This window comes from Rhizobium sp. 768_B6_N1_8 (genome assembly GCF_051811225.1).
In the GTDB taxonomy this organism is placed as follows: Bacteria; Pseudomonadota; Alphaproteobacteria; order Rhizobiales; family Rhizobiaceae; genus Rhizobium.
The window spans coordinates 202,569-226,927 of sequence record NZ_JBPWPV010000001.1; the positions used below are offsets into that span (position 1 = coordinate 202,569).

Consider the following 24,359-nt stretch of genomic DNA (forward strand, 5'->3'; position numbering starts at 1 on the left):
ATGTTCATGCCCGGCGTAGCAGCCAGGCTAGAGCAGTTAACCGGTGACGGTGGGGAATCCAGGCGATACGAAGTCTCCTAACCCGCCAGCCGGCGATCCGTTGTCTGGCCCTCGTCGAACATTTCGCTCAGCATCTCAAGGATCACATGGACCTTCTCGGATTTGACCGAGTAGTAGATCGTCTGCGCATCGCGTCGCGTCTTGACGAGGTCTCTGCTGCGGAGCTTGGCGAGGTGTTGGGAGAGTGCCGATTGGCTGATTCCGATAATATCGGCGAGGTTGTTGACCGCCACCTCGCGCTCGGCAAGCGTCTTCAGCATCCGCAGTCGATGGGCGTTCGCCATGACCAGCAGCAGGTCGGCTTTCTTTTCAAAACTATCTGTATTCATTGCTTTCCCTTCACAATTTAGCGGACGGCAATTTATATGACTAATTAAGAATTGTCTTAAGAGTATGGCCGGGAACAAATTTTTCCCCTGCTTTTGCGAGGTTTCCCGATAGACCGCGTTCTGTGCTGCAACTGCGCGGCGCCGAATTCGCATTTGATCAGTCATCCGGTTCAGAAATCTCCTGCGAGCGCCTATATGCCTGTCAGGAATCATGACAAGAAGCGTGCAGGGCACACTTCAGTTTAAGCGATGGAATCATGAAGAAGATCGGTTTTCTCTCGTTCGGGCATTGGACGCCCTCGCCGCAATCCCAGACGCGCTCGGCAGGCGATACGCTGCTGCAGTCGATCGATCTCGCTGTCGCCGCTGAAGAACTTGGCGCTGACGGCGCCTATTTCCGCGTCCATCATTTTGCTCGTCAGCTTGCTTCGCCATACCCGCTGCTCGCGGCCGTCGGCGCTCGGACGAGCCGCATCGAGATCGGCACGGCCGTCATCGACATGCGCTACGAAAATCCGCTTTACATGGCGGAAGACGCCGGCGCGGCCGATCTGATTTCCCGCGGACGCCTGCAGCTGGGCATCAGCCGCGGCTCGCCCGAGCAGGTCATCGATGGCTGGCGCTATTTCGGCTACAACCCGCCGGAAGGCCAGAGCGATGCCGATATGGGCCGCCGCCATGCCGAGGTCTTCCTGGAAGTGTTGCGGGGCGAAGGCTTCGCCGAGCCCAATCCGCGGCCGATGTTCCCCAATCCCCCCGGCCTGCTGCGGCTCGAGCCGCATTCGGCTGGTCTGCGTGAGCGCATCTGGTGGGGCGCAGGCTCGAACGCTACGGCAGTCTGGGCCGCCAAGCTTGGCATGAACCTGCAGAGTTCGACGCTGAAGGATGACGAGACGGGCGAAGCCTTCCATATCCAGCAGGCCAAGCAGATCCGTGCTTATCGCGAGGCCTGGAAGGAAGCCGGCCATCAGCGTGAGCCGCGCGTTTCCGTGAGCCGCAGCATCTTCGCGCTGGTGAACGATCGCGACCGCTCCTATTTCGGCTATGGCAATGAAGGGCAGGACAAGGTCGGTTTCATCGACGAGAATACGAGGGCAATCTTCGGCCGTTCCTATGCCGCCGAGCCCGATGCTCTCATTGAGGAGCTTAAGAAGGACGAGGCGATCGCCGAGGCCGATACGCTCCTGCTTACCGTCCCCAACCAGCTCGGCGTGGAATACAATGCCCACGTCATCGAATCGATCCTGAAATACGTCGCGCCGGCACTCGGCTGGCGCTGATCGCATCCTGCGATGGCATATAGCATGTCGCGCAAAAATGTGCGCGATCTTGCGATAGCGACTTGCGAAAACAAGAGCTTAAAGCGTGGCAGATCTGAAGGATCGCGACACGCCTTAAGCCGTCGCCGCCTCCTTTGTCGCGCGCATCACCATCAGCCCGGCAAGGCTGACGAGGACGATGGCGGTTGCGTAGATGTCTGTGGTCATGCCGTAGCCGATTGACTTGACGAGGAAGCCGGCAAGGATTGCCGGCAGGCTGAAGGCGAGATAGCTCTGAATATAGAAGGCCGAAAGCAGGCCGGCCCGTTCTTCCGGCTTGGCAAGTGGCATGATCGTGCCGATTGAGCCGAGGAAATTGGTGCCGAAACCGGCGCCCGTCAAAAGCGTGCCGACGAGCAGTAGCGGCACATTGGCAAGATGCACGCCTGCGACGACCGTTGCGATGCCCAATGTTTGGGAGGCGACTCCGAAGATGAGATTGGCTTTCGGGCTGCGGTTGCGGCGCAGGAAGACGGCGATTGCGCCCGACAGCATCAGCGCTGCCACGACCGCGCCACCCGTCAGCGGCGCGCGGCTGCCGGTGGTCGAAGCGACCAGGGATGGCACAAGCGACAGGTAGAAGCCGCCGAGCGTCCAGTTGGCGATATTGATCGGCGTCACCAGCGACAGCGGCTTCTTCACCTGCTGCGGAATGAAAATCGTCGGCTTCAGCGAGTTGAAGACACCGGGCCGCGTGCCGCCTGTCTCTCGCGTCAGCCACAGCGCAACGGCCTGCACGGCAAAGGCAGCAAGCAGCAGGGCATAGACGAGATGCAGCGGCTCGGGTCCATACTGGATCAGCGCGCTGGTGCCGATGGCGCCGATCGCCATGCCGGAAAGCGGTGCGAGCGAGTTGACGATCTGCCCCTTTGCCCGGTCGATATCGACAAGGGCGGCACCCAGCGAAGCGCCGGCGATGCCGGTCGCAAGCCCCTGTACGATACGAGCTGCGATCAGCCATTCCGGCCCGCTGGCAATGGAAAACAGCGCCATGGCGATGATTTCGAGCACCAGTGCGCCGAAAATGACGGGCCGCCGTCCGAGATGATCGGAGATGGAGCCGGCAATCAGCAGGGCTGCGAGCAGTGCGAAGGCGTAGACTGCGAAGATCACGGTGATCAGGATGGGAGAAACGGCAAAGCTCTCCTGATAGATACGATAGAGAGGCGTCGGCGCTGCTGATGCGCCGAAGAAGATCGCAAGCGTCAGAGCGTGGAAGCCCATGGGCGACGAATTCTTGATGGATTCGGAAGCGGCGACCATATAAGCTCCTTAAGGCTAAGTTATTGCGTTAGCTCTATCTAGGAGATGTAAGGCCTAAAAGCAAATAATTTGCGTTTATGAGTGCATGAAAGTTTCTGAACTGTTGGCCGCGGTTTTGCACCCGGAATTGCGTAAAAAGGGCCTGAAGCGTGCTAGGCGAATCTGAAAGATCGCAGCACACTTCAGGCGGATAAGGTTGGTTCGAAATGGCAGTGAAAGAGAATATCCGTCCGGGTGGCAGAAGCGCGCGTGTCCAGGCTTCCGTGCATGCCGCGGTGCGTGACCTCCTCGTAGAGATGAGCCGTGCAGAGATCACCGTGCCGCTGATCGCTGCGCGTGCAGGCGTGACGCCTTCCACCATCTATCGCCGCTGGGGTGACCTGCAGGAATTGCTGGCCGACGTTGCGGTGGAGCGCCTGCGCCCCGATATGGAGCCGGCCGATACCGGTACCGGCGCCGGTGATCTGGAGGCCTGGGCCGAGCAATATGCCGAAGAAATGTCTTCCGGTCCTGGCCGTGAATATATCCGCGATGTGCTCTCCGCCCAGACCGGCGACAATGCCAACAAATGTTGCAACTTCACCCGTCAGCAGATCGAGGCGATTGCCGGTCGGGCGAAGGAGAGGGGCGAGGCGTTCCCCGATGTCGATGCAGTGATGGATCGCGTAGTCGCCCCCATCATGTACCGTATCCTGTTCGGCGATGCCCCGACCGCCGCCCCCGTCCAGGAGCTTGTCGGCCACGTCTTCGGCCGGCGCAAGGCAGCCTGATCTTCACTCCGCGGCGGTGCGCTTCAGGCCGGAAATCTGGGTGATATAGGCGCGAAGTGCCGCCGGCCGCACCGGCTTGTGCTGAACGGCAATGCCATGCTTCTCCGCCTCGGCGCGCACCTCCGGCGTCCTGTCGGCAGTGACGAGCAAGGCCGGAATATCGACACCGAAATGCTGCCGCAGATGCCGGATCGCTTCGACCCCGGTCCCGTCGGCAAGATGATAGTCGGCAATGACAAGATCGGGCGGCTGACGCATCGAGAGCGCCTGGACAACGGAAAGCGAATCCGCCGCCTGCGTATCGCAGCCCCATCCGTCGATCAGCAGCCGCATGCCTTCGAGGATCTTGGTTTCGTTGTCGATGCAGAGGATGCGCAATCCTTTTAGCGGCTGGGCCGTGCGGTCGACGGGAACGACGGCTGTTGCTGCGTCCGCGCTCTTCGAGATATCGAGCGGCATGAGAATGCGGAATTCCGTGCCCTTGCCATGCGTTGAATGAAGCTCGACCTTGTGATTGAGCACGCGGGCGATGCGGTCGACGATGGAGAGGCCGAGCCCGAGGCCCGATGCGGTCTTGGCACCCTCATCCAGCCGCGCGAATTCCTTGAACACTGTCCGGAATTTCGAAGGCGGTATGCCGATGCCGGAATCCATCACCTGGATCATCACTTGATTGCCACGTCGTCTTACCCCGACCAGCACCTTGCCGCTGACAGTATATTTGATGGCATTGGAAACGAGGTTCTGTACGAGACGGCGCAGCAGGTTCGGATCGGAGCGCACCCGCAGCGAGGTCGGCATGACCTTGAGCTTCAGTTTCTTCTCGCGGGCGATCGGTGCAAAATCGGTCTCAATGCGCTCGAGTAGATCTGAAAGCGGCACGGAAGCCAGCCGCGGGCGCATGGCGCCGGTATCCAGCCGGGAAATATCGAGCACGGCGCCGAGAATGGATTCGACCGATTCCAGCGCGGAATCGATATTGCGCACGATCGGGCTGTTTTCCGATTGCGCCATGCGTTCGACGAGCGCGGAAGAATAGAGCCGGGCCGCATTGAGTGGCTGCAGAATATCGTGGCCGGCGGCAGCAAAGAAGCGCGTCTTACCGATATTGGCCTCCTCGGCCGCTGCACGCGCCTCCGCGAGCTCCTTGTTGACGCGGGTCAGTTCCGCGGTGCGCTCGACGACACGCTGCTCCAGCGTCTCGTTTGCCTGTTTCAGCGCCCGGTCGGCGGCCACACGCTGGGTGATGTCGGTGAAGGTCGCGACGATGCCCTTGTCCGGCATGGCGTTGGAACGCACTTCGATGATGCGCTCGCCGCCGCCGAGCACCAGCGGGAAGGGCTTGTCGAGCGTCAGGAAATGCCGCACCGCTTGGCCCTGGTCGCCCGGCGCGATATCGCCGCGCTGGCTGAGGATACTGACGATTTCCGATAGCGGAAAACCCACCTGGCCGGCATTTTCCGGCAAGTCCAGCAATTGCCGGAAGCGGCGATTCCAGATCGTCAGCCGATTGGAACTGTCGAAGACGGCAATGCCCTGATCCATCTGCGAGAGCGCCGTCTGCAGCATGTCCTGATTATATTGAAGTGCTTCGCTCGCCTGATCGAGCAGCCAGGCCGTGTCCGAGGAAGCATCCTCGATTTTTTGCAGGATCAACGACAGCACGAGCCGAGCCGAGGAGGAGCCGATAGCGCTGCCGAGAAGCTGCTCGGTGAAATGGATGAGCGCCATATCCGCCGGCTGGTCGTCCTCCAGCTTGCGTCCTGACGTCTGCTCGTAAGTCGCAAGCGAGCGCTGCATGCGCTCCTCGCCGAGATAGCGGGCGATCGCCGTCTTGAGATCTCCGACGCTGATGCGGGTCTTCCAGCCCCGCGTGGCAAATTGCGAGCGCGAATGCCGCTTGACGAAGATGCCGGCCTGGATGCGTTCCAGCGGCTTGGCGTTGCGCGTCAACGAGCCGACGATGAAAGTGGCGGTATTGACGAGCAGGCTCATTGCCGTCGCATTGACGAGCGGATCGGCATCCGGGCCGGTGAAGAGCGTTGTACCGGGAAAGATGAAGCCGAGGAAACTGCTCGCTACATAGGAATAATCCGGGCCTCCGAATGAGGGCAGGAACAGCAGGTAGACCCAGATGATGAAGCCGGACGAGAGGCCGAGGATGGCGCCGCGCGCATTCGCCCGCCGCCAGATCATGCCGCCGAAGAGGGCGGGCGCAATCTGCGCGATGGCGGCAAAGGAGAGCAGGCCGATCGAGGCGAGCCCTGCCGTGCTGTCGGTCGAACGGTAATAGGCGTAGCCAAGCAGCAGCACGGCGAAGATGGCGCTGCGGCGGATATTGAGCAGGCTTTTTGCGAAGTCGTCGCGCTGGCTCGCAAGGCCCGCGAGCTTCCGGCGCAGGAAGAACGGCATGACGATGTCGTTCGACACCATGATGGAAAGCGCCACGGAATCGACGATCACCATGGCGGTCGCCGCCGAAAATCCGCCGATGAAGGTGATCAGCGAGACAACAGGCATTTGCCCCACAAGCGGCAGAGAGAGCACGTAAAGGTCTGCGTTGCCGTTGCCGCCGAAGGTCAGCAGCCCGCCGATCGCAACCGGCAGCACGAAGAGATTGATGGCGATCAGATAAAGCGGGAAGAGAAAGCCCGCGAGCCGGAGCTGCTTTGCCGTGCGGTTTTCGACGACTGTGACATGGAACTGGCGCGGCAGCATGATAATGGCGAAGGCCGAAAGCAGCGTCAGCGTGATCCATCGGCTGAGCGGTGTCTGATAGTCGAGTGCGGCGGTGACCAGAGCGTTCTCCGATCCTTTCTGCCACAGGTCGCTTGGCCCGTCGAACAGGAACCAGATAACGCAGATGCCTGCCGTCAGGAAAGCAACCAGCTTCACCATCGATTCCATCGATACTGCGAGGATGAGCCCGTCCTGATGTTCCGTCGCATCGGTGTGGCGGGTGCCGAACATGATCGCGAAGCAGGCAAGCACCAGCGTGACGATCAGTGGAAGGTCGAGGAAGTAGAGGTTGCCGCTGCCGATGCCATAGTCGGACGGATTGACCATGGCCGTGACCGTCGCTGAAATGGATTTCAGCTGCAGCGCGATATAGGGGATGGTGCCGATGAGGCAGATCAGCGCCACGATGGTTGCGACAGTGGAATTCTTGCCGTAGCGCGCGGCAATGAAATCGGCGACGGATGTAAGCTTCTCGGCCTTGGCGAGTTCGATGATGCGCTTCAGCAACGGCATGCCGAGTGTGAAGACGAGGATCGGCCCGATATAGATGCCGGCAAATTCCAGCCCATGATGAGCCGCAAGGCCGACGCCGCCGAAATAGGTCCAGGAGGTGCAGTAGATCGCCAGGCTGAGCGCATAGACCACCGGCCGACCGCCTTCCGGCACACCGAATTTCCGGCTCCGGCGGTCGCCGTAGCTTGCTACTGCGAAAAGCAGCAGAAGATAACCCAAGGCAAACGCAAATATGACCCAGCCTGGAAGCATCGACCCTCCGCCGGCGGACTATCCGCCGTCCTCCCGGAACAGTTCCGAGATTAGGGCAATTCAGCAAGTTTGAAAATTCCCGCGGCCTTGGTCTTAAGTTCTACGCGGATGGGGGCAGTGTCCGAATATTTCCAATTGCCGATTGATTAATTGAGATGAAGGTGTAGCTAATGAAAACAACGGCATGTCTTTGAAAATGCATCAAGGGGAGACAGATCGGATGCTCAATGAGTTCAAAGCTTTCATCGCCCGCGGCAATGTCATGGATCTCGCAGTCGGTGTTATCATAGGCGGCGCCTTCGGCGGCATCGTCAAGTCGCTGGTCGAAGACATGATCATGCCGATCGTCGGTGCGATCTTCGGCGGTTTCGACTTCTCCAACTACTACATTCCGCTGTCGAAGGAGGCCTTTGGGCAGCCAACCCTTGCACTTGCCCGTAGCCGCGGGGCCGTTTTCGCGTACGGCAATTTCATCACGGTCCTCATCAATTTCCTCATCCTCGCCGTGATCATTTTCCTGATGATCAAGGCTGTGAACATCCTGCGCGAGCAGGTCGAGCGCAAGGAAAAGGAAGCGCCGGCAGAGGTTCCGCCGCCGCCGGCCGATGTCGCGCTGCTGACTGAAATCCGCGATCTTCTCGCCAAGCGCCCAGCCGTCTGATCCGGTCCTAAGCCCGTTCGCTCCGGCCGGGCTCATCCATCACGAAAATCGATATGCCATCACGCATTGTCATAGGATTTGCGTCCGCAAATCCGCTATGAAGGCGTGAACTGGAGATATGCATGTCGATTGTAAGCAGCCTCAGCCCGCGCGCCATTGCAGCGCCAGAAAGCGGGATCGTCGAAGTCGTCAATTATGCCCGTGGCCGTGAGGGCCTCTTGCCGCTCTGGGTCGGTGAGGGCGATCTTCCCACCCCCGATTTCATCAATCAGGCGGCCATGCAGGCGCTCGCCGCCGGCGAGACCTTCTATACCTGGCAGCGCGGCATTCCCGAACTGCGCCAGGCGCTGTCGGATTATTACTTCAGGCATTTCGGCATCCGCCTTCCGGTCGAGCATTTCTACGTCACCGGTTCAGGCATGCAGGCAATCCAGATCGCCGTTCAGGCACTGACCTCGCCCGACGACGAACTTGTCTATCTTACGCCGGCCTGGCCAAATATCGCTGCCGCCCTGGAAATCGCCGGCGCCCGTTCGGTCGGCGTCGAGCTGCAGTTCGAAGGCGGCACCTGGGCTGTCGACCTCAATCGCATCGAAGCGGCGATCACGCCGAGGACCCGCGGCCTCTTCATCAATACCCCATCAAACCCGACCGGCTGGACCGCGACGAAGAGGGATCTGGCGGATATCCTGAAGTTGGCCCGCAAGCATGATCTCTGGATCATGGCCGATGAGATCTATGCGCGTTATTTCTATGCTGGTGGCCGCGCGCCGTCTTTCCTCGACGTCATGGAGCCCGGCGACAAGATCATCTTCGTCAACTCCTTCTCCAAGAATTGGTCTATGACCGGCTGGCGCGTCGGCTGGATCGTTGCCCCGCCGGAAACCGGGCAGGTGCTCGAAAACCTGATCCAGTATTCGACCTCGGGCGTCGCACAGTTCATGCAGAAGGGCGCAGTCGCTGCCCTCAACGAGGGTGACGCCTTCGTGCAGTCGAATATCGACAAGGCAACCCGCTCCCGCGATATCCTCTGCGATGCACTGATCGCCACCAATCGGGTCGAAACACTGAAACCCGATGGCGCGCTTTACGCCTTCCTCAAGATCGACGGCGTTACCGACAGCCGTAAGGCTGCGATCGACATCGTCGACAAGACCGGCGTCGGCCTTGCCCCCGGCACGGCCTTCGGACCCGGCGGCGAGCTTTTTCTGCGCGCCTGTTTCCTGCGCGATCCGGCGCAGGTGACAGTCGCGGCTGAGCGGCTTTGCGACTATATCCTGAAGCTCTAAAGCATGTCGCGCAAAAGTGTGCAGCGGTTTTGCGATAACGACATGCGAAAAACAGAGGCCTAAAGCATGACAAGCGAATCTGAAAGATCGCGGCACGCTTTAGGCGGAGCGACGCATCGCTTCCGGTAGCACTGGCAGCAGCGTCACATTCCGGCCCTCGACGATGATGACTTCGCCGTCTCTCAGCGGTTGAAAGGGCGTGCCGGCTTCTTCAAGGAAGTGGACGGTCTTTTCGGAAGCTTCGGCCTCATCATGGTCAGAGTGGTAATGCGGGACGATGGAGAAATCGACGAGCCCGAGACCGTCCCACAGGATTGCTTCGTCGTAATCCGGTGCAAGCTGCTGCGGATCGTCCATGATGTCGATGCCCTTTAGCGAGGGCGTTGCAACGACCGCCCCGGCGCTGAAGCCGCCATAGACGAGCGCATCCTGGCGCAGCAATTCCCCGATGATGCGATCGAAGCCGCTCTGCCGCATGGCCCGCCGCAGAAGAAAGGCATTGCCGCCGACGCCCCAGACGAGGTCGAAGCCGGCGAGCGCCTCTTTCAGCGCGTGCGGTTGCCCAAAATAGTCTCGCAAATCCAGTTCGTCCGCCTCGATCCCCCAATCGGCAAGTTCTTCCTTGGGATCGTAGATATTGGCCTCGTAGGCACGCCGGGGCTCGGCCGGAATGAAGTCCAGCGCGTTCTGGATGACGGCGGCGCGCCGTCCGCCATTCAGAAGTTTCCTCAGCCGGAAGGCGCTGGCGCCGAGCCGGTAGGATGACAGATAGAGTCTCATCGCTGCCGCTCCCTGTTTTGGAGAAGCGGGTTACGAACCGGCATTGAGAGAAGATCTTGTGCCACGAGAAGTCCTTTGCATGGGGCGGACATCGGGGCAGAAACAGAAAACCCCGCGCGTGTCCGGCGGGGTTGGGTCGGGTATAGTGAACAGTTTCAGGTCACAAGCCGACGCCCCCACCGCAAAGGGTGGTCGTCATGCCCATCATCATAGCCTGAAACGCGAAGTTGTTCATGCACCTACTTTGACTTGCCGTGAACGCCTTGTCAACGCGCTCGGAAAAGGGTGGCAAAAGGCGGTTTTGTCCCAAAACCGGCTGTTCGATAAAATTGTAGAAATACCTGAAATCCGCCTCTAACCACATCTCAAAACATACCGGCCGCAAAGCCTTTCCGAGGCCGTTTGATAACAAAATCGGAAAGGAAAAAGCCGTTCTGATGCTCCCGAAAAAGATAAAACAGGGAATGCAGACATGGCGGTTCTGGTGACAGGTGGGGCTGGATATATCGGCAGCCACATGGTTTGGACGCTGTTGGATGTCGGTGAAGATGTCGTCGTGCTCGACAACCTCTCCACCGGCTTTCGCTGGGCCGTGGCGCCGGCCGCGCGCTTCTATCTCGGCGATGTCGCCGGTCCGGATGTGCTGAAGAAGATCTTCATCGAAAACGATATCGAGGCGATCATCCATTTCGCCGGCTCTGCCGTCGTGCCGGTCTCGGTCTCTGACCCGCTTTCTTACTACGATAACAACTCCGGCAAGACACGCGCCCTGCTGAGTGCTGCGATCAAGGCGGGCATCCGTAACTTCGTCTTCTCGTCGACAGCCGCTGTCTACGGTCAGCAGAAGGGCTCCGTACCCGTGAAGGAGACGGCGCCGCTCAATCCGGAAAATCCATACGGCCAGTCGAAGCTGATGACTGAAATGATGCTTCGTGACGCCTCTGCCGCTTATGACTTCAGCTATGTGGCGCTGCGTTATTTCAACGTTGCAGGCGCCGATCCGCAGCTGCGCACCGGCCAGTCGACCTCGGGTGCGACCCACCTCATCAAGGTCGCCTGTGAGGCCGCACTCGGAAAGCGCGATAGCATCGCCGTCTACGGCTTCGACTACCCGACCCATGACGGCACCGGTGTGCGCGACTACATCCATGTGAGCGATTTGACGGCAGCGCATTTGAAGGCGCTCCAGCATTTGCGCCAGGGCAGCGGGCCACTTGTCGCCAACTGCGGCTATGGCAACGGCTATTCCGTGCTCGATGTGTTGAACATGGTCACCCGCTTGAACGGTCACTCGTTCAAGATCAACATGGCGCCACGCCGGCCGGGCGACGCAGCGAGCGTCGTCGCCGATGCGACCCTTGCCCGTCGCGTGCTGGACTGGACACCGAAACACGACTCGCTGGAAACCATCGTCCGCAGCTCGCTCGATTGGGAACTCTTCCTGATGAACAGGAGCGTCGACGATCTGCACAGCATTCATCGCGCACTGGCTGCGGCTTCTTTCTGAAATGCAACCGAACATTTACCATCCCGGCGCAGTGCGGGTGGCCTGACGTTACGTGAATAAGGAATAATCAAGCTTTCTCTGGCTCGTTTCCGCCAAGGGAAAAGGGATCATGAAGAACTTCATCGCGTCACTACGGCTGCAAAAAGATAATCCGAAGTTTCTGGTGGCACAGTTCGAAGCTTTGTCATCGCAGATTCCGATTCTGTACGTTCTCCTCGTCATCAATGCGCTGGCTGTCGCCATCACCCACATCAAGTCGGCGCCTCTTTGGCTTTCGCTCTACATCCCCGTCGGTCTCAGCATCGTCTGCGTCTTCCGCCTCTGCTGGTGGGAGATATCAGGCAAGGAAAACGTCACGCCGGAACGTGCACTGCGGCTGATGAAGGTGACGCTGGTCGGCGCGGTGATCCTCACGATCGGCTTCGGCGGCTGGGCTATCGCGCTCTATCAATATGGCGATGCCTCGCAGCAGGGCCAGATCGCCTATTTCCTGGTCGTAACCGGCATTTCCTGCGTCTTTTGCCTGATGCATCTGCCGCTCGCCGCGGCAATCACCACGGTCATCACTTTCACAGCCATGATCGTGACCTTCCTCTTTTCCGGCAACCCGGTCTTTGTGGCCACGGCAGTCAGCGGCTTGTTCCTGGTGCTGCCCTTCCTGCGTGTCATCAACAGCTACTTCCAGAATTTCGCGCACCTAGTGCGGCTTGCCGAAGAGCTCAAGCAGAAACAGGCCGAAGCCGAGGAACTGAACCTCGTCAACAGCCGTAACGCGCTCCAGGACCAGTTGACCGGCCTTGCCAATCGCCGCAGCTTCTTCCTGTCGCTCGAAAAGATGCTGCTGAAGGATCCGTCTTCACCGCCTGTCATCGGCATCGTCGATCTTGATGGCTTCAAGCCGGTCAATGACGTCTTCGGCCATGCGGCTGGTGATCTCGTGCTGAAGGAGACAGCACGCCGCTTCGTCTCGCTGTTGGGCGATCAGGGTATCGTCTCACGCCTTGGCGGCGATGAATTCGGCATCATCTTCCCCTCCGACATGACGCTCAGGGGCGTCTCTGACCTCGGCGTGGCGCTCTGTGCGGCCGTACGCGAACCTTTCGAGATTCCGGATGGTTCGGTGCGCGTTTCCGGTTCCTGCGGCATCGTCTATCCTGAGGCGGGCGAGTACACCGCCGAAGATCTCTACGAGAAAGCGGATTTCGCTCTCTACCAGGTCAAGAGCAAGCGCATCGGCGGCGTGGAATTCTTTTCGCCGGAACACGAAAAGATCCTGACGCAACGCTATCTGATCGAGCTGGAGCTGCAGGCTGACAATTTCGCCAAGGAGTTGAAGCTCGAATATCAACCGATCGTGGAGCTGCGCAGCGGCCGCGTCGTCGGTTTTGAGGCCCTTGCGCGCTGGGATAGCGCCCGCTTCGGCCGCATCAGTCCGGATGCCTTCATTCCGGCCGCCGAACGCACGGCGGTGATCGGCCGCATGACACGCATTCTCTTCGGCCAGGCGCTCGACGCACTGAAGATCATGCCGGCGCATCTGCGCGTCTCCTTCAACCTGTCGGCCCGCGACATCTGCGATCATGAGACATCGATGGCATTGCTCGCGATGATCAGCCGCGCCGGCGTCGATCCGAAACGCATCGAGTTCGAGATCACCGAGACGGCACTCCTGTCCGACTTCGACACTGCCGATCAGGTGATCGGCATGCTGCGTGCTGCCGGCATCTCGATCGCGCTTGACGATTTCGGCACGGGCTATTCGAGCTTGAGCCACATCCACCGCCTGGCCTTCGACAAGCTGAAGATAGACAAGGCCTTTGTGATGAATTTCGACCGCGACGCGCGCTGCATGAACATCACCCGCTCCGTCGCCAACCTCTGCCAGAACCTCGGCATCGCCTCCGTGGCCGAGGGTGTGGAAAGCGAGGATGTGGCCGAGTCGCTGAAAGGCATCGGCGTAAGATTGGCGCAGGGCTATTATTTCTCGAGGTCGCTCCCGCTGGAACTGGCGATCGATTACGCGTTGCGGCGTGATGTTGCCGTTTCGCAGTCCCTCTCGGCCTGATTGATCAGCCAGCCACTGGAACCCCGACCCGACCCGGTTTATTCATAGGTCAGGAGTGAGGTGGACCATGGACAACAGCAATCAAAGCGAAGTCATTGTCGAGCGACGGGGCACGGCAGGCCTCGTCCGGCTGAATCGCCCAAAGGCGTTGAACAGCCTGACGATCCCCATGGTGCGTGCGATTACCGCCGCGCTTGATGAGTTCGCCGTCGATCAAACCGTGGCGAGTATTGTCGTAATGGGCGAAGGCGAGCGCGGCTTCTGCGCCGGAGGCGATATCCGCGCCATCCACCTGAGTGGCCGCGCCGGCGATGGTCTCGCGGAAACCTTCTGGCGCGAGGAATTCCGCCTCAACCACAGGATTGCCACCTATCCGAAGCCCTATGTGGCGCTGATGGACGGCATCACCATGGGCGGCGGCATCGGGCTTTCCAGCCACGGCCGCCATCGCATCGTCACCGAGCGTACCCGCCTTGCCATGCCGGAAACCGGCATCGGCTATTTTCCCGATATCGGGGCCACGTGGCTGCTGCCCCGCACGCCGGGCGAAAGCGGCACATGGATGGCCCTGACGGGGCTCGATATCAATGCCGCCGATGCGATCCATACCGGGCTCGCAGATTTCTATATGCCTGCCTCGCGTCTCGAAGAGGCAGTCCAGCGTCTGACGAACATGCCTGCGGGAAGTTCGTCGGACGATGTGGACTCAGCGCTACGCGATCTCTCGGAACAGCCGGGCGAGGGCAGATTGCAGGCCAATGCCGCGATGATCGATCGTGCTTTTCACTTCAACCGCGTCGAGGACATCGCATCCGCACTTGGTGCGGCGGAAGGCGAGTTCGCTGCCGAGACCCGCCGCGTGATGCTCACACGTTCACCGACCAGTCTCAAGCTTGCCTTGCGGCTGCTGAGGGCCGGCCGCCAGAGCCGCACGCTCGGCGAATGTCTTGCCCGCGAGCTCGGCGCCTGCATGCACATCCTGCACGGTCCGGATTTCTACGAGGGCGTCCGTGCAGCCGTCATCGACAAGGACCGCAATCCGAAATGGTCGCCGCCGACGATCGCCCTGGTCAACGATGAAATGATCGGCCGCTTCTTCGAGCCGGCCAAGCCGCCGCTTTTGCTCTAACCCCGCTGGTCAGGAGAGGCTTCAACGCCACATGCCGCGCATACGCGCGCCGACATCAATACGCACTTGCCGCGCCTGCTGGGCGGCTGCCGTATCGGTCTTGACCTGTGGCCAGCCGCAGACCTCGAAGAATTGCAGCAGCGTGGCTGGAATGAAGCGGCTGCGCGACGCATAGACATGCCGGTCGCCCTGCGAATTCTGACCATAGGTGAAGAAGCGCTGCGGCACGACGAGATCGAGACTGTCCTTGGCGCGGGTCATCGCCACATAGAGCAATCGCCGCTCCTCCTCGATTTCGGCCGTCGTGCCGACTGCGAGATCTGAAGGGATGCAGCCGTCGATGACGTTCAGCATGAAGACCTTGGTCCATTCCTGCCCCTTGGCCGAATGGATGGTCGAGAGGATGAGATAGTCCTCGTCGAGCAGCGGCACGCCTGCCTGATCCGAAGTCGCATCGGGCGGATCGAGTGTGAGCTCCGTCAGGAATCGCTCACGCGAGGCATAACCACCGGCGACCTGCTCGAGTTGCACCAGATCGGCAAGCCGCGCGCTCGCATCCTCATGCAGCCGTTCCAGATGCGGCTCATACCATCGCCGTACCAGCTCGATCTCGGCCGGCCAGCCAGCCTTGCCGGTTTTCAGCTCCTGCATGGTGGAAACGAAGGAGGTCCACTCCTCGCCCGAGCGCGGCGGTGCGGGCATGACGGCAAGCGCTGCGATCGGGCTTGCATCGTCAGCCATCTGGTCCAGCACCTTCTGCGCGGTGGACGGGCCGACCCCCGGAAGGATCTGCATCAGCCGGAAGCCAGCCACACGGTCGCGCGGGTTCTGGGCAAAGCGCAGCGCCGCCAGCATGTCCTTCACATGCGCACTGTCGAGGAATTTCAGCCCGCCAAACTTCACGAAAGGAATGTTGCGGCGGGTTAGCTCCACCTCAAGTGGGCCGCTGTGATGCGAGGCGCGGAAGAGCACGGCCTGGCTTTTCAGCTTCACGCCCTCCTCGCGATTGTCGAGAACCTTGTCTGCCACATAGCGCGCCTGATCGTTCTCGTCGCGCACCGTCACCAGCCGTGGCCGTTCCGGCGATTCCCGCTCCGTCCAGAGGTTCTTGGTGAAACGCTCGGAAGCAAGGTCGATCACCGCGTTGGCGGCGGCAAGGATCGGTTGCGTCGAACGGTAGTTGCGATCGAGCGTGACGATATTGGCAGCCGGGCTGAAGGAAGCCGGAAAATCGAGAATGTTGCGCACTGTGGCCGCGCGGAAGGAATAGATCGACTGCGCATCGTCGCCGACAACGGTCAGGCCCTGGCCGGTCGGTTTCAACGCAAGCAGGATCGAAGACTGAAGCCTGTTGGTGTCCTGATACTCGTCAACGAGCACATGGTCGAAGCGGCTGCCAATATCCTCGGCGATCATGGGTTCTGCCACCATCTGTGCCCAGTAGAGCAGCAGATCGTCGTAATCGAGCACATTCTGGCTCTGTTTCGACTCGACATAACAGGCAAAAAGCTCACGAAGCTGCTTTTCCCAGGTGGCGCACCAGGGGAAGGCGTCGCGCAGCACCAGCGGCAGTTCCGTTTCGGAGTTTACGGCACGCGAATAGATGGCAAGGCAGGTGCCCTTCGTCGGAAACCGGCTTTCCGTCTTGGAGAAGCCGAGATCGTGGCGCACGAGGTTCATCAGGTCGGCGCTGTCTTCCCGGTCATGAATGGAGAAGGCCGGGTCGATGCCGATCTGTTCGGCATAGTCGCGCAAGAGCCGCGCGCCGATACCGTGAAACGTGCCGCTCCAGGCGAGCGCATCCGCCAGGATGCCGGAATTCTTGCCGAGAACCTCGCCGCAGATACGCTCGACGCGCCGGCCCATTTCGGCAGCCGCCCGGCGCGAAAAGGTCATCAGCAGGATACGGCGCGGATCGGCACCCTTGAGAACGAGGTGCGCAACGCGATGCGCGAGCGTATTGGTCTTGCCAGAACCGGCGCCGGCGATGACCAGCAGCGGCCCGGCCACATGGCTGCCGTCTGTGAGTGTGCCGTGCTCCACGGCCATGCGCTGCTGGGGATTGAGTCTTTCGAGATACATCCAGCCGTCCGGTTGGGCTTCGCGGGAGAATCAACGCTCGCGAATAAAATCAGATGTTCCTTGGATGTTCTCGATTGGCGCCGCTGTCAAGCAGGCGCTGGCTGCCATGCACTATTACGGAAAGTCCGGCACGATCTGCCGCCGCACCAGCTTCAGGCTGCGGTCGGCCTGGAGAATATAGGTTTCGTAGACGCGCTGGCCCTGCTGATCGTAGAAGTCGTTGTGGACGGCGCTGCCGATCGGCGATTTCGTCAGCTTCGTGCGCGGCTGCCCGCCATAGGTGATGCTGCCGGGAATGGGCTCCAGCGCAGGCGCGTCCGCGGCGGAACAGCCTGCCAGCAGAGGTGCGGCCAGAAGGGTCGTGGCAAGAAGGGCAGGCACAAGCGCTTTCATCAACATTTTCCTCGGCCGCAATTGCATGGGGCTTCTGCCGACGGGGACAGGAGTATCGGAGCACCACCATCACGGCGACTATGCATCCAGCCGGCTGCGTATGGCAACAAACGTCGTCTTCTTGCGTTAAACCCCTATTAGGTAATGTCAGGAACGGTCATGGTGCTGCGGTTTCACGGCTCGCCACCCCACGAGGAAGCCTGGATGAAGGGCCACAACACGGCCGCCATGCGCGCGTCCGTGGAAAGCGCCCTGCATGCCGCAGCCGATCTCGATGCGACCGAAATCATCGTCTCCACCATCGGCCCCACCGTCATTCTCGAAGGTTTCGTGAGCCAATGGGGTGATAGCGAGCGGGCGTTGGCAATCGCCGAGGACATTGTCGGAAGCGGTTACGTGCATTGCCGCCTGCTGGTGAGATAAATCACGATCAGCACAGGAATTTCCAAGGAACCAACTCCCTGTCCCGCGTGTTGAAAAGCTGATTTCAATACGGGAGACAATAATGCAAACGCTGATACGCCTGTGGGCCGCAGCTCTGCTTCTGGGATGCGGCGCTTTTGCCGGCTCCGCCCATGCCTCACTCGAAACCGATATGAACTATTCGGCGCTGCCGAAAGACGAAATAGCGCTGAACGAATATACCAGCGCCGCCGTCTGCAAGCCCGCCGAACCGCATTACCTGCCGTCCTTCATCCGTGCCGCAGATGGCACAATCATCGGTGTAGGATATATTCAGGTGGAGGATGAGGATACTTCGGATTGCTGATAGAATATTCGAAGTTTCTTTCGAACGAGGCTCGTCTGCAGTCTCCCGCAGAAGGTGACGAGCCTCTAACCATCATCATGATGGCTGGCGTCGTTCTATTGATGAACAGATGAATGGCGCAATGTCTTTCGAGACAAAGCCCTGCGCGAGCTCCGGGCAGGGTTAAGTGAAAATTAAGCATTGCTTCGTTTCGGAGCAGATCGGACTTTTATTGTCCAATACCGCCGCCGAAAGCTTAATGCACTTTAAGCTTTGCTTCCTCGGCCGCCGCCATAAACTCCGCGCGGGCCTCTTCGACGGTCTTTCTTCCATCGAGTGCGGCGCGGCAGGCGCTGCGTGCCTTGAGATATTTCAGTCCGCGTACGGCAGGCCAGAGATCGGTCAGGCAGGTCAGCGCGTCAAACGGTCCGTTAACCGTGCGTGCTCCCGCCTCTTCGAAACCTACCTTGATCGGACTATTCCATCGTTCAGTTGCCATCGACGCTCCTCCAGCATGTCTCGATAGAAACATTGAATGAAGCCTTCGGGTTCCTCCGCAAAGGCATTCAGAATGCTAATATTCTAGCGAGATTTTTGCCGGCAGCAATGGCGCCGATTGGCGCGGGGGATAATGCTAAAGGAGAAAACTGGTGCTGCCGAGTGGGATTGAACCACCGACCTCACCCTTACCAAGGGTGTGCTCTACCACTGAGCTACGGCAGCAGGACCAGACGCGAGAAGCGGAAACGCTCAATTCGCGTGAACGGGGCGGCTATTGCCACAGCTTCGGCAGGAGTGCAAGCCGCAAATTCCAACTTATCTGGGAATAACGTCCCGCCCACTTTTGGAATGGCGCGAATTCGGGTAGTTCTGGGGGATGAACGAAGAGACTGAGAAGGCCCGGCAGAGCCGGAAAGCGGCCATGGAAGCCCAAGCGGCATTGCGCCGCGAACGGGCTGCCGAAAAGCTGAGAGAAAATCTTTCAAGACGCAAACAGCAAGTGCGCGCGCGCCGATCCGGCCAGGCGGACGAGACGAATGGGCTGCCCGCCGCAAAAATGCCTGCCGCAAAAATGGACGAATCGTAATGTTCGGTCCGCGACGAATTGAAGCGTGCGGGGATTTGCTCTAAAGACCCCCACTTCTTGCCTTGCCCCCACAGGCAAAACTTTTGAGGAAAGGCGGGCCTCGCCCGTAAGTGCACATGGATCGTATCAGAATTGTCGGCGGCAATGAGCTTAACGGCATCATTCCGATTTCCGGCGCCAAGAATGCCGCGCTGCCGCTGATGATCGCCTCGCTGCTGACGAGCGATACGCTGACGCTCGAAAACGTGCCCCACCTTGCCGATGTCGAATTGCTGATGCGCATCCTCGGCAATCACGGCGTCGATGTCGCCGTCAACGGCCGTCGCGAGCGTCAGGAAGATTCCTACGCCCGCACGATCCATTTCACCTGCCGTACCATCGTCGATACGACCGCTCCCTACGAACTGGTCTCGAAGATGCGTGCTTCCTTCTGGGTCATCGGTCCGCTCCTGGCCCGCGAAGGTCATTGCCGCGTTTCGCTGCCGGGCGGCTGCGCGATCGGCACGCGTCCGGTCGATCTCTTCATCGACGGTCTGACCGCGCTCGGCGCGACGATGGAAATCGATGGCGGTTATATCAACGCCAAGGCACCGCAGGGCGGCCTCATTGGCACACATTATACCTTCCCGAAGGTATCCGTTGGCGCCACGCATGTGCTGATGATGGCGGCAACCCTTGCCCGCGGCACGACCGTAATCGGCAATGCCGCACGCGAGCCCGAAGTCGTCGACCTTGCCAACTGCCTGAATGCCATGGGCGCGAAGATTTCCGGCGCGGGCACCTCGACCATCACGATCGAAGGCGTCACCTCGCTCTCGGGCGCGCGCCACCGCGTCCTGCCTGACCGTATCGAAACCGGCACCTATGCTATGGCCGTTGCCATGGCCGGCGGCGATGTCGTACTCGAAAATACCGATATTGCCCTGCTGGAAACGGCGCTGGAAACACTGCGCCGCGCCGGCGCGGACATCTCGTCGACCAACAATGGCATGCGCATCAAGCGTAACGGCGCCGGCATCCAGCCGGTCGATATCGTCACGGATCCCTTCCCGGGCTTCCCGACCGACCTGCAGGCGCAGTTCATGGCGCTGATGACCCGCTCTTCCGGCATCTCGCATGTCACGGAAACCATCTTCGAAAACCGCTTCATGCATGTGCAGGAGCTTGCCCGCCTTGGCGCAAAGATCTCTCTGTCAGGCCAGACGGCGAAGATTGAAGGTGTCCAGCGGCTGAAGGGCGCCCCGGTCATGGCGACCGATCTTCGCGCTTCCGTTTCGCTCGTTATCGCCGGGCTTGCCGCCGAAGGCGAGACCACGGTTTCCCGCGTCTATCACCTCGATCGCGGCTTTGAGCGGTTGGAAGAAAAGCTGACCCGCTGCGGCGCCATCGTTGAGCGCGTCAGCGAGTAAGAAAAGGGCGCTTGTGCGCCCTTTATCCCGGTTGCGTATTTGGTCTGAGCGCCTTATCTCCCTTGTCTGACAGATCGCCGCAGGTGCGGCTGAAAGACATGGGATAGAGGCTGGATGACCGACCTGAAGCTTGTTGCGCTCGATAGCGAAGACTTGGCCGTCATTTCCGCACATATACAGGACAGCGTCCTCAAGGTAGCCGATATCGACTGGTTGCCGCGCGACAAGCAGTTTTCGCTCGCTGCCAACCGCTTCGTCTGGGAAGAGGCGGCCCGCAAGCGCAAGGGTTTCGAACGCCGCCGCGCTGCTCTCGTTTTCAAGCGCGTGCTTTCCGTCCGCTCGATCGGCATCGACCGTGCTCGGCGCGACGACGTGCTGTCGCTGCTCGCCTTGCGTTTCGAGCAGAAGGGCGAGGGCCCGGAAGGCACGCTGGAGCTTTCGCTGTCCGGCACGGCTTCGATCGCCCTCGATGTCGAATGCATCGAAGTGCAGCTTGCCGATATCGGCGGCGCCTGGGAAACGACTTCCAAGCCGCGCCACCCTGGCACCTGAGCCTAACAGTTTCGATCAGAGAAGGAATACCGCTTTGGCAATCTGGCTCAATCAGGCATCCGATGGTTTTGAGCAGCGTTTCGCGGCTTTTCTGACCACCAAGCGGGAAGTCTCCGAAGACGTCAACGCCGTGGTACGCGCCATTATCGATGACGTTCGCACCCGCGGCGATGTCGCTCTCGCCGAATATTCGAAGAAGTTCGACAGCATCGACTACGCCACCGTGCCTATGCGTGTCACCGAGGAAGAGATCGACAATGCCGTCGAGGTCACTCCATCCGAAGTCCTCGGCGCGCTGAAGGTCGCCGCACTCCGCATTGAATCCCACCACCGCCGACAGCTCCCGAAGGACGATATCTACGAGGACGCCATGGGCGTGGGCCTCGGCTCGCGCTGGACGGCAATCGAAGCCGTCGGCCTCTATGTGCCGGGCGGCACGGCGAGCTATCCGAGCTCGGTCCTGATGAACGCCGTACCGGCGAGGGTTGCAGGGGTCGATCGCATTGTTATCGCCGTGCCGGCGACGGGCGGTTCGGTCAATCCGGCGGTGCTGGCTGCGGCCAAACTTGCCGGCGTCAATGAAATCTACCGCGTCGGCGGCGCGCAAGCGATTGCTGCCCTTGCCTATGGCACGGAAACGATCGCCCCGGTTGCCAAGATTACTGGCCCCGGCAATGCCTATGTCGCCGCCGCCAAGCGCCAGGTCTTCGGCACTGTTGGTATCGACATGATCGCCGGCCCGTCAGAAGTGCTCGTCATCGCCGACAAGGACAACAATCCCGATTGGGTTGCCGCTGATCTGCTCGCCCAGGCCGAGCATGACGAGAGCTCGCAGGCCATCCTGATCACCGACGACGAGGAATTCGGCAAGGCGGTCGAAGCGGCCGTCGAACGGCAGCTGAAGACGCTGAACCGTGCAGAGACTGCTGCGGCTAGCTGGCGCGATTTTGGCGCAATCATCCTTGTCTCTGATCTCAAGGATGCCATTCCGCTCGCAAACCGTATCGCCGCTGAACATCTGGAACTCGCCGTCGCCGATCCCGATGCCTTTGTGGACAAGATCCGCAATGCCGGCGCGATCTTCATCGGCGCCCACACGCCCGAAGTGATCGGCGATTATGTCGGCGGCTCCAATCACGTGCTGCCGACGGCGCGTTCCGCCCGCTTCTCCTCCGGCCTTTCGGTTCTCGATTTCGTCAAGCGCACCTCGATCCTGCGGCTCGGTCCGCAGCAGCTCCGTGATCTTGGCCCGGCAGCGATTGCGCTTGCCGTTTCCGAAGGCCTCGATGCCCATGCGCGATCGGTCGCGATCCGCCTGAACCTCGAAAGGTGAGGGAATGGTGAAGGACGACTTTCGGCTCTGCGACGTTGTCCTTGACGATACGATCGGCCGTTCGACTCCTGATGTCGAGCATGAGCGGGCGGTGGCGATCTTCGACCTGATCGAGGAGAATTCCTTCACACCCGTCGGCCATGCCGGCGGGCCCTATCGGCTGAACATCTCGCTGGTCGATTCCAAGTTGGTCTTTTCCATCACCACGGAAAACGGCGAGAATGTTGCAACCCATATCCTGTCACTGACGCCCTTCCGCCGGATCGTGAAAGACTATTTCATGATCTGCGAGAGCTATTACGAGGCGATCCGCTCGGCCTCGCCGAGCCGCATCGAGGCGATCGACATGGGCAGACGCGGCATTCACAACGAGGGCTCACAAACGCTGAAGGACCGTCTCTCGGGTAAGATCGATGTCGATTTCGACACCGCCCGGCGTCTCTTCACGCTGGTCTGCGTACTCTATTGGCGCGGATGACGGCGATGGAGCCGCACGTCGAAACGGAGGACGGAAAGCGGCCGGGCGCCATCCTCTTCATGTGCGGGCTGAATGTCATCCGCTCGCCGATGGCCGAAGTGATCGCCCGTAGCATTCTGCCTGGAAATACCTATATAAGGTCTGCCGGCGTTCGCGCCGGCGAACGCGATCCTTTCGTCGATGTCGTGCTGGAAGAAATTGGCCTGTCGCTCGGCCGTCGCCAGCCGCAGACGCTGGAGGAGCTCGAGGACGATTATTTCGACCTCATCATCACGCTCTCACCGCAGGCCCATCACGCAGCACTCGAGCTGACCCGCTCCAGTGCCGTTGACGTGGTCTACTGGCCGACCATGGATCCGACGGTCGCGACCGGAACGCGCGAGCAGATATTGGACAGCTATCGAGAGGTTCGCGATCACATCGCCGGCCTCATCGAAAGCCGGCTACTCAAGAGAAATGGCATCGCCGCGCAATCGGCGTGAAACAAAAGATAGAAAGCCCGATCTACGAGGTTCACAAATCCCCGTTGATTGTGTAGTTTCCGCGCAAATTTTGAGGCGCCCAGCGCCGCTTTACCCAACACACAGGAAGAAAACCCTTATATGCCGAAAGAAGAAGTCCTCGAATTCCCGGGTATCGTGACCGAACTTCTGCCGAATGCGACATTCCGCGTGAAGCTCGAAAACGAGCATGAGATCATTGCCCACACCGCCGGCCGCATGCGCAAGAACCGTATCCGCGTTCTCGCCGGCGACAAGGTTCTGGTCGAAATGACGCCCTACGACCTGACGAAGGGCCGCATCACCTACCGCTTCAAGTAAGCTTGGTCTGCGAAGCTCCCCGGAGTTTCCGCTCCCGCCTGCCGATGGTCGAGGTTCCATGGCGCTGAAATACAAGCTCATTCTGGCCTCGGGCTCGCCCCGCCGCGTCGATCTGCTCAATCAGGCCGGCATCGAGCCTTCGCGCCTGATGCCGATGGATATCGACGAGGCACCGAAGAAGTCGGAGCATCCACGCTCGCTCGCTCGCCGCCTCTCAGGCGAAAAGGCGGAAGCGGCACTTGCCGCCATCAAGGGCGACATCACCTGGAAGGGCAGCTATATCCTGTCCGCCGATACGGTGGTCGCTGTCGGTCGCCGCATTCTCGGCAAGGCGGAATTTGCCGATGAGGCGTCAAACTCGCTGCACCTGCTCTCCGGCCGCAACCACGTTGTCTATACCGGCATCTGCCTGATCACGCCCGATCGCAAGGTGCGCCACAAGATCGTCGAGACGAAAGTGCGCTTCAAGCGCCTGTCGAGCTTCGAGATCGAAAACTACATTGCCTCGGGCCAATGGCGCGGCAAGGCCGGCGCCTACGGCATCCAGGGGCTGGCTGGCACCTTTGTGCAAAAAATGGTGGGCTCCTACACCAATGTCGTGGGACTGCCGCTTTACGAAACCATTCTGCTTCTGACCGGCGAGGGCTTCGATGTCCACAGCCGTTGGCCCGAGGGCTGATCTCCCGCTAGAGTGCCGTGCGTTCATTCGGGGCGCACAAAGGACGCTCTAGCTTGTTGAATCTACTCATCAGGCTTTCCGAAAATCGGAACGATTTTCGG

The 24,359-nt window shown here is 60.3% G+C and carries 24 protein-coding genes and 1 tRNA gene; 17 read left to right on the top strand and 8 right to left on the bottom strand.

The window, feature by feature from the left end; genetic code table 11:
- Nucleotides 1-77: 77 nt before the first annotated feature.
- Nucleotides 78-389 carry an ArsR/SmtB family transcription factor gene (locus AB8B33_RS01005; RefSeq protein WP_113323635.1) on the bottom strand — a complete coding sequence of 104 codons (312 nt, stop codon included), beginning with the start codon at nt 387-389 and terminating at the stop codon, nt 78-80.
- 257 nt (nt 390-646) lie between these two features.
- Here AB8B33_RS01005 and AB8B33_RS01010 point away from each other — a divergent pair, with 257 nt between their 5' ends.
- The gene (locus AB8B33_RS01010) at nt 647-1,669 is read left to right on the top strand and encodes an LLM class flavin-dependent oxidoreductase (RefSeq protein WP_439014053.1); all 1,023 of its coding nucleotides are present in this window, start codon (nt 647-649) and stop codon (nt 1,667-1,669) included.
- Nucleotides 1,670-1,783: 114 nt separating this feature from the next.
- Here the strand turns inward: AB8B33_RS01010 and AB8B33_RS01015 are convergent, their stop codons facing one another.
- Nucleotides 1,784-2,971 (bottom strand): MFS transporter, encoded by a 1,188-nt coding sequence (locus AB8B33_RS01015; RefSeq protein ID WP_439014054.1) that lies wholly within the window; start codon nt 2,969-2,971, stop codon nt 1,784-1,786.
- 206 nt (nt 2,972-3,177) lie between these two features.
- On the opposite strand from AB8B33_RS01015, the gene AB8B33_RS01020 reads away from it, so the two are divergent.
- Complete coding sequence (locus AB8B33_RS01020) at nt 3,178-3,741, top strand: TetR/AcrR family transcriptional regulator C-terminal ligand-binding domain-containing protein (protein ID WP_439014055.1); 564 nt, start codon at nt 3,178-3,180, stop codon at nt 3,739-3,741.
- Between the two features lie 3 nt (nt 3,742-3,744).
- Here AB8B33_RS01020 and AB8B33_RS01025 read toward each other — a convergent pair whose 3' ends face one another.
- Nucleotides 3,745-7,245 (bottom strand): hybrid sensor histidine kinase/response regulator, encoded by a 3,501-nt coding sequence (locus tag AB8B33_RS01025; RefSeq protein ID WP_439014056.1) that lies wholly within the window; start codon nt 7,243-7,245, stop codon nt 3,745-3,747.
- A 220-nt stretch (nt 7,246-7,465) separates the two neighbouring features.
- Between AB8B33_RS01025 and mscL the strand changes: the two genes are divergently transcribed.
- Together mscL and AB8B33_RS01035 are read left to right on the top strand one after the other, a co-directional pair.
- Nucleotides 7,466-7,906: a large conductance mechanosensitive channel protein MscL gene (gene mscL / locus AB8B33_RS01030; RefSeq protein WP_192728207.1), complete on the top strand. Its 441-nt coding sequence runs from the start codon at nt 7,466-7,468 to the stop codon at nt 7,904-7,906.
- 122 nt (nt 7,907-8,028) lie between these two features.
- The gene (locus AB8B33_RS01035) at nt 8,029-9,195 is read left to right on the top strand and encodes a pyridoxal phosphate-dependent aminotransferase (RefSeq protein ID WP_439014057.1); all 1,167 of its coding nucleotides are present in this window, start codon (nt 8,029-8,031) and stop codon (nt 9,193-9,195) included.
- A 99-nt stretch (nt 9,196-9,294) separates the two neighbouring features.
- On the opposite strand, the gene AB8B33_RS01040 is transcribed toward AB8B33_RS01035, so the two are convergent.
- The gene (locus AB8B33_RS01040; RefSeq protein ID WP_439014058.1) at nt 9,295-9,975 is read right to left on the bottom strand and encodes a Type 1 glutamine amidotransferase-like domain-containing protein; all 681 of its coding nucleotides are present in this window, start codon (nt 9,973-9,975) and stop codon (nt 9,295-9,297) included.
- A 472-nt stretch (nt 9,976-10,447) separates the two neighbouring features.
- On the opposite strand from AB8B33_RS01040, the gene galE reads away from it, so the two are divergent.
- From galE to AB8B33_RS01055, 3 genes are all read left to right on the top strand, one after another.
- Complete coding sequence (gene galE / locus AB8B33_RS01045; protein ID WP_439014059.1) at nt 10,448-11,482, top strand: UDP-glucose 4-epimerase GalE; 1,035 nt, start codon at nt 10,448-10,450, stop codon at nt 11,480-11,482.
- 109 nt (nt 11,483-11,591) lie between these two features.
- Nucleotides 11,592-13,547 carry a putative bifunctional diguanylate cyclase/phosphodiesterase gene (locus tag AB8B33_RS01050; protein ID WP_439014060.1) on the top strand — a complete coding sequence of 652 codons (1,956 nt, stop codon included), beginning with the start codon at nt 11,592-11,594 and terminating at the stop codon, nt 13,545-13,547.
- Nucleotides 13,548-13,614: 67 nt separating this feature from the next.
- On the top strand, nt 13,615-14,676 hold the full coding sequence (locus AB8B33_RS01055; RefSeq protein ID WP_439014061.1) for an enoyl-CoA hydratase/isomerase family protein: 1,062 nt from the start codon (nt 13,615-13,617) through the stop codon (nt 14,674-14,676).
- 21 nt (nt 14,677-14,697) lie between these two features.
- Here the strand turns inward: AB8B33_RS01055 and AB8B33_RS01060 are convergent, their stop codons facing one another.
- On the bottom strand, nt 14,698-16,758 hold the full coding sequence (locus AB8B33_RS01060) for an ATP-dependent helicase (protein ID WP_439014062.1): 2,061 nt from the start codon (nt 16,756-16,758) through the stop codon (nt 14,698-14,700).
- A gap of 114 nt (nt 16,759-16,872) precedes the next feature.
- Entirely contained in the window at nt 16,873-17,151 is a 279-nt protein-coding gene (locus tag AB8B33_RS01065) for a hypothetical protein (protein ID WP_439014063.1), read from the bottom strand.
- A 159-nt stretch (nt 17,152-17,310) separates the two neighbouring features.
- Between AB8B33_RS01065 and AB8B33_RS01070 the strand changes: the two genes are divergently transcribed.
- Together AB8B33_RS01070 and AB8B33_RS01075 are read left to right on the top strand one after the other, a co-directional pair.
- Nucleotides 17,311-17,574, top strand: coding sequence for a BON domain-containing protein (locus tag AB8B33_RS01070; protein WP_310378934.1), 264 nt, complete (start codon nt 17,311-17,313; stop codon nt 17,572-17,574).
- 82 nt (nt 17,575-17,656) lie between these two features.
- Entirely contained in the window at nt 17,657-17,920 is a 264-nt protein-coding gene (locus tag AB8B33_RS01075) for a hypothetical protein (protein ID WP_310378931.1), read from the top strand.
- 235 nt (nt 17,921-18,155) lie between these two features.
- Here the strand turns inward: AB8B33_RS01075 and AB8B33_RS01080 are convergent, their stop codons facing one another.
- Together AB8B33_RS01080 and AB8B33_RS01085 are read right to left on the bottom strand one after the other, a co-directional pair.
- Entirely contained in the window at nt 18,156-18,398 is a 243-nt protein-coding gene (locus AB8B33_RS01080; protein ID WP_007821147.1) for a DUF982 domain-containing protein, read from the bottom strand.
- Nucleotides 18,399-18,547: 149 nt separating this feature from the next.
- Nucleotides 18,548-18,622, bottom strand: a tRNA-Thr gene (locus tag AB8B33_RS01085).
- 154 nt (nt 18,623-18,776) lie between these two features.
- Here AB8B33_RS01085 and AB8B33_RS01090 point away from each other — a divergent pair.
- The 8 genes from AB8B33_RS01090 (at nt 18,777) to AB8B33_RS01125 (ending at nt 24,258) form a co-directional block, all read left to right on the top strand.
- The gene (locus AB8B33_RS01090) at nt 18,777-18,986 is read left to right on the top strand and encodes a hypothetical protein (protein WP_310378927.1); all 210 of its coding nucleotides are present in this window, start codon (nt 18,777-18,779) and stop codon (nt 18,984-18,986) included.
- Nucleotides 18,987-19,102: 116 nt separating this feature from the next.
- Nucleotides 19,103-20,395 (top strand): UDP-N-acetylglucosamine 1-carboxyvinyltransferase, encoded by a 1,293-nt coding sequence (gene murA / locus AB8B33_RS01095; RefSeq protein WP_007821142.1) that lies wholly within the window; start codon nt 19,103-19,105, stop codon nt 20,393-20,395.
- 114 nt (nt 20,396-20,509) lie between these two features.
- Nucleotides 20,510-20,947, top strand: coding sequence for a DUF2948 family protein (locus tag AB8B33_RS01100; protein WP_439014064.1), 438 nt, complete (start codon nt 20,510-20,512; stop codon nt 20,945-20,947).
- A gap of 34 nt (nt 20,948-20,981) precedes the next feature.
- Nucleotides 20,982-22,280 (top strand): histidinol dehydrogenase, encoded by a 1,299-nt coding sequence (hisD, locus tag AB8B33_RS01105; protein WP_439014065.1) that lies wholly within the window; start codon nt 20,982-20,984, stop codon nt 22,278-22,280.
- Between the two features lie 4 nt (nt 22,281-22,284).
- The gene (locus tag AB8B33_RS01110) at nt 22,285-22,758 is read left to right on the top strand and encodes a UPF0262 family protein (protein ID WP_310378921.1); all 474 of its coding nucleotides are present in this window, start codon (nt 22,285-22,287) and stop codon (nt 22,756-22,758) included.
- A complete protein-coding gene (locus tag AB8B33_RS01115; protein WP_310378919.1) occupies nt 22,755-23,240 on the top strand; it encodes an arsenate-mycothiol transferase ArsC in 486 nt (161 codons plus the stop codon). Before AB8B33_RS01110 ends, AB8B33_RS01115 begins: the two co-directional genes overlap by 4 nt.
- 120 nt (nt 23,241-23,360) lie before the next feature.
- Nucleotides 23,361-23,579, top strand: coding sequence for a translation initiation factor IF-1 (gene infA / locus AB8B33_RS01120; RefSeq protein ID WP_003545338.1), 219 nt, complete (start codon nt 23,361-23,363; stop codon nt 23,577-23,579).
- A gap of 58 nt (nt 23,580-23,637) precedes the next feature.
- Complete coding sequence (locus AB8B33_RS01125) at nt 23,638-24,258, top strand: Maf-like protein (protein WP_113325745.1); 621 nt, start codon at nt 23,638-23,640, stop codon at nt 24,256-24,258.
- The last annotated feature ends 101 nt before the right edge of the window (nt 24,259-24,359 follow it).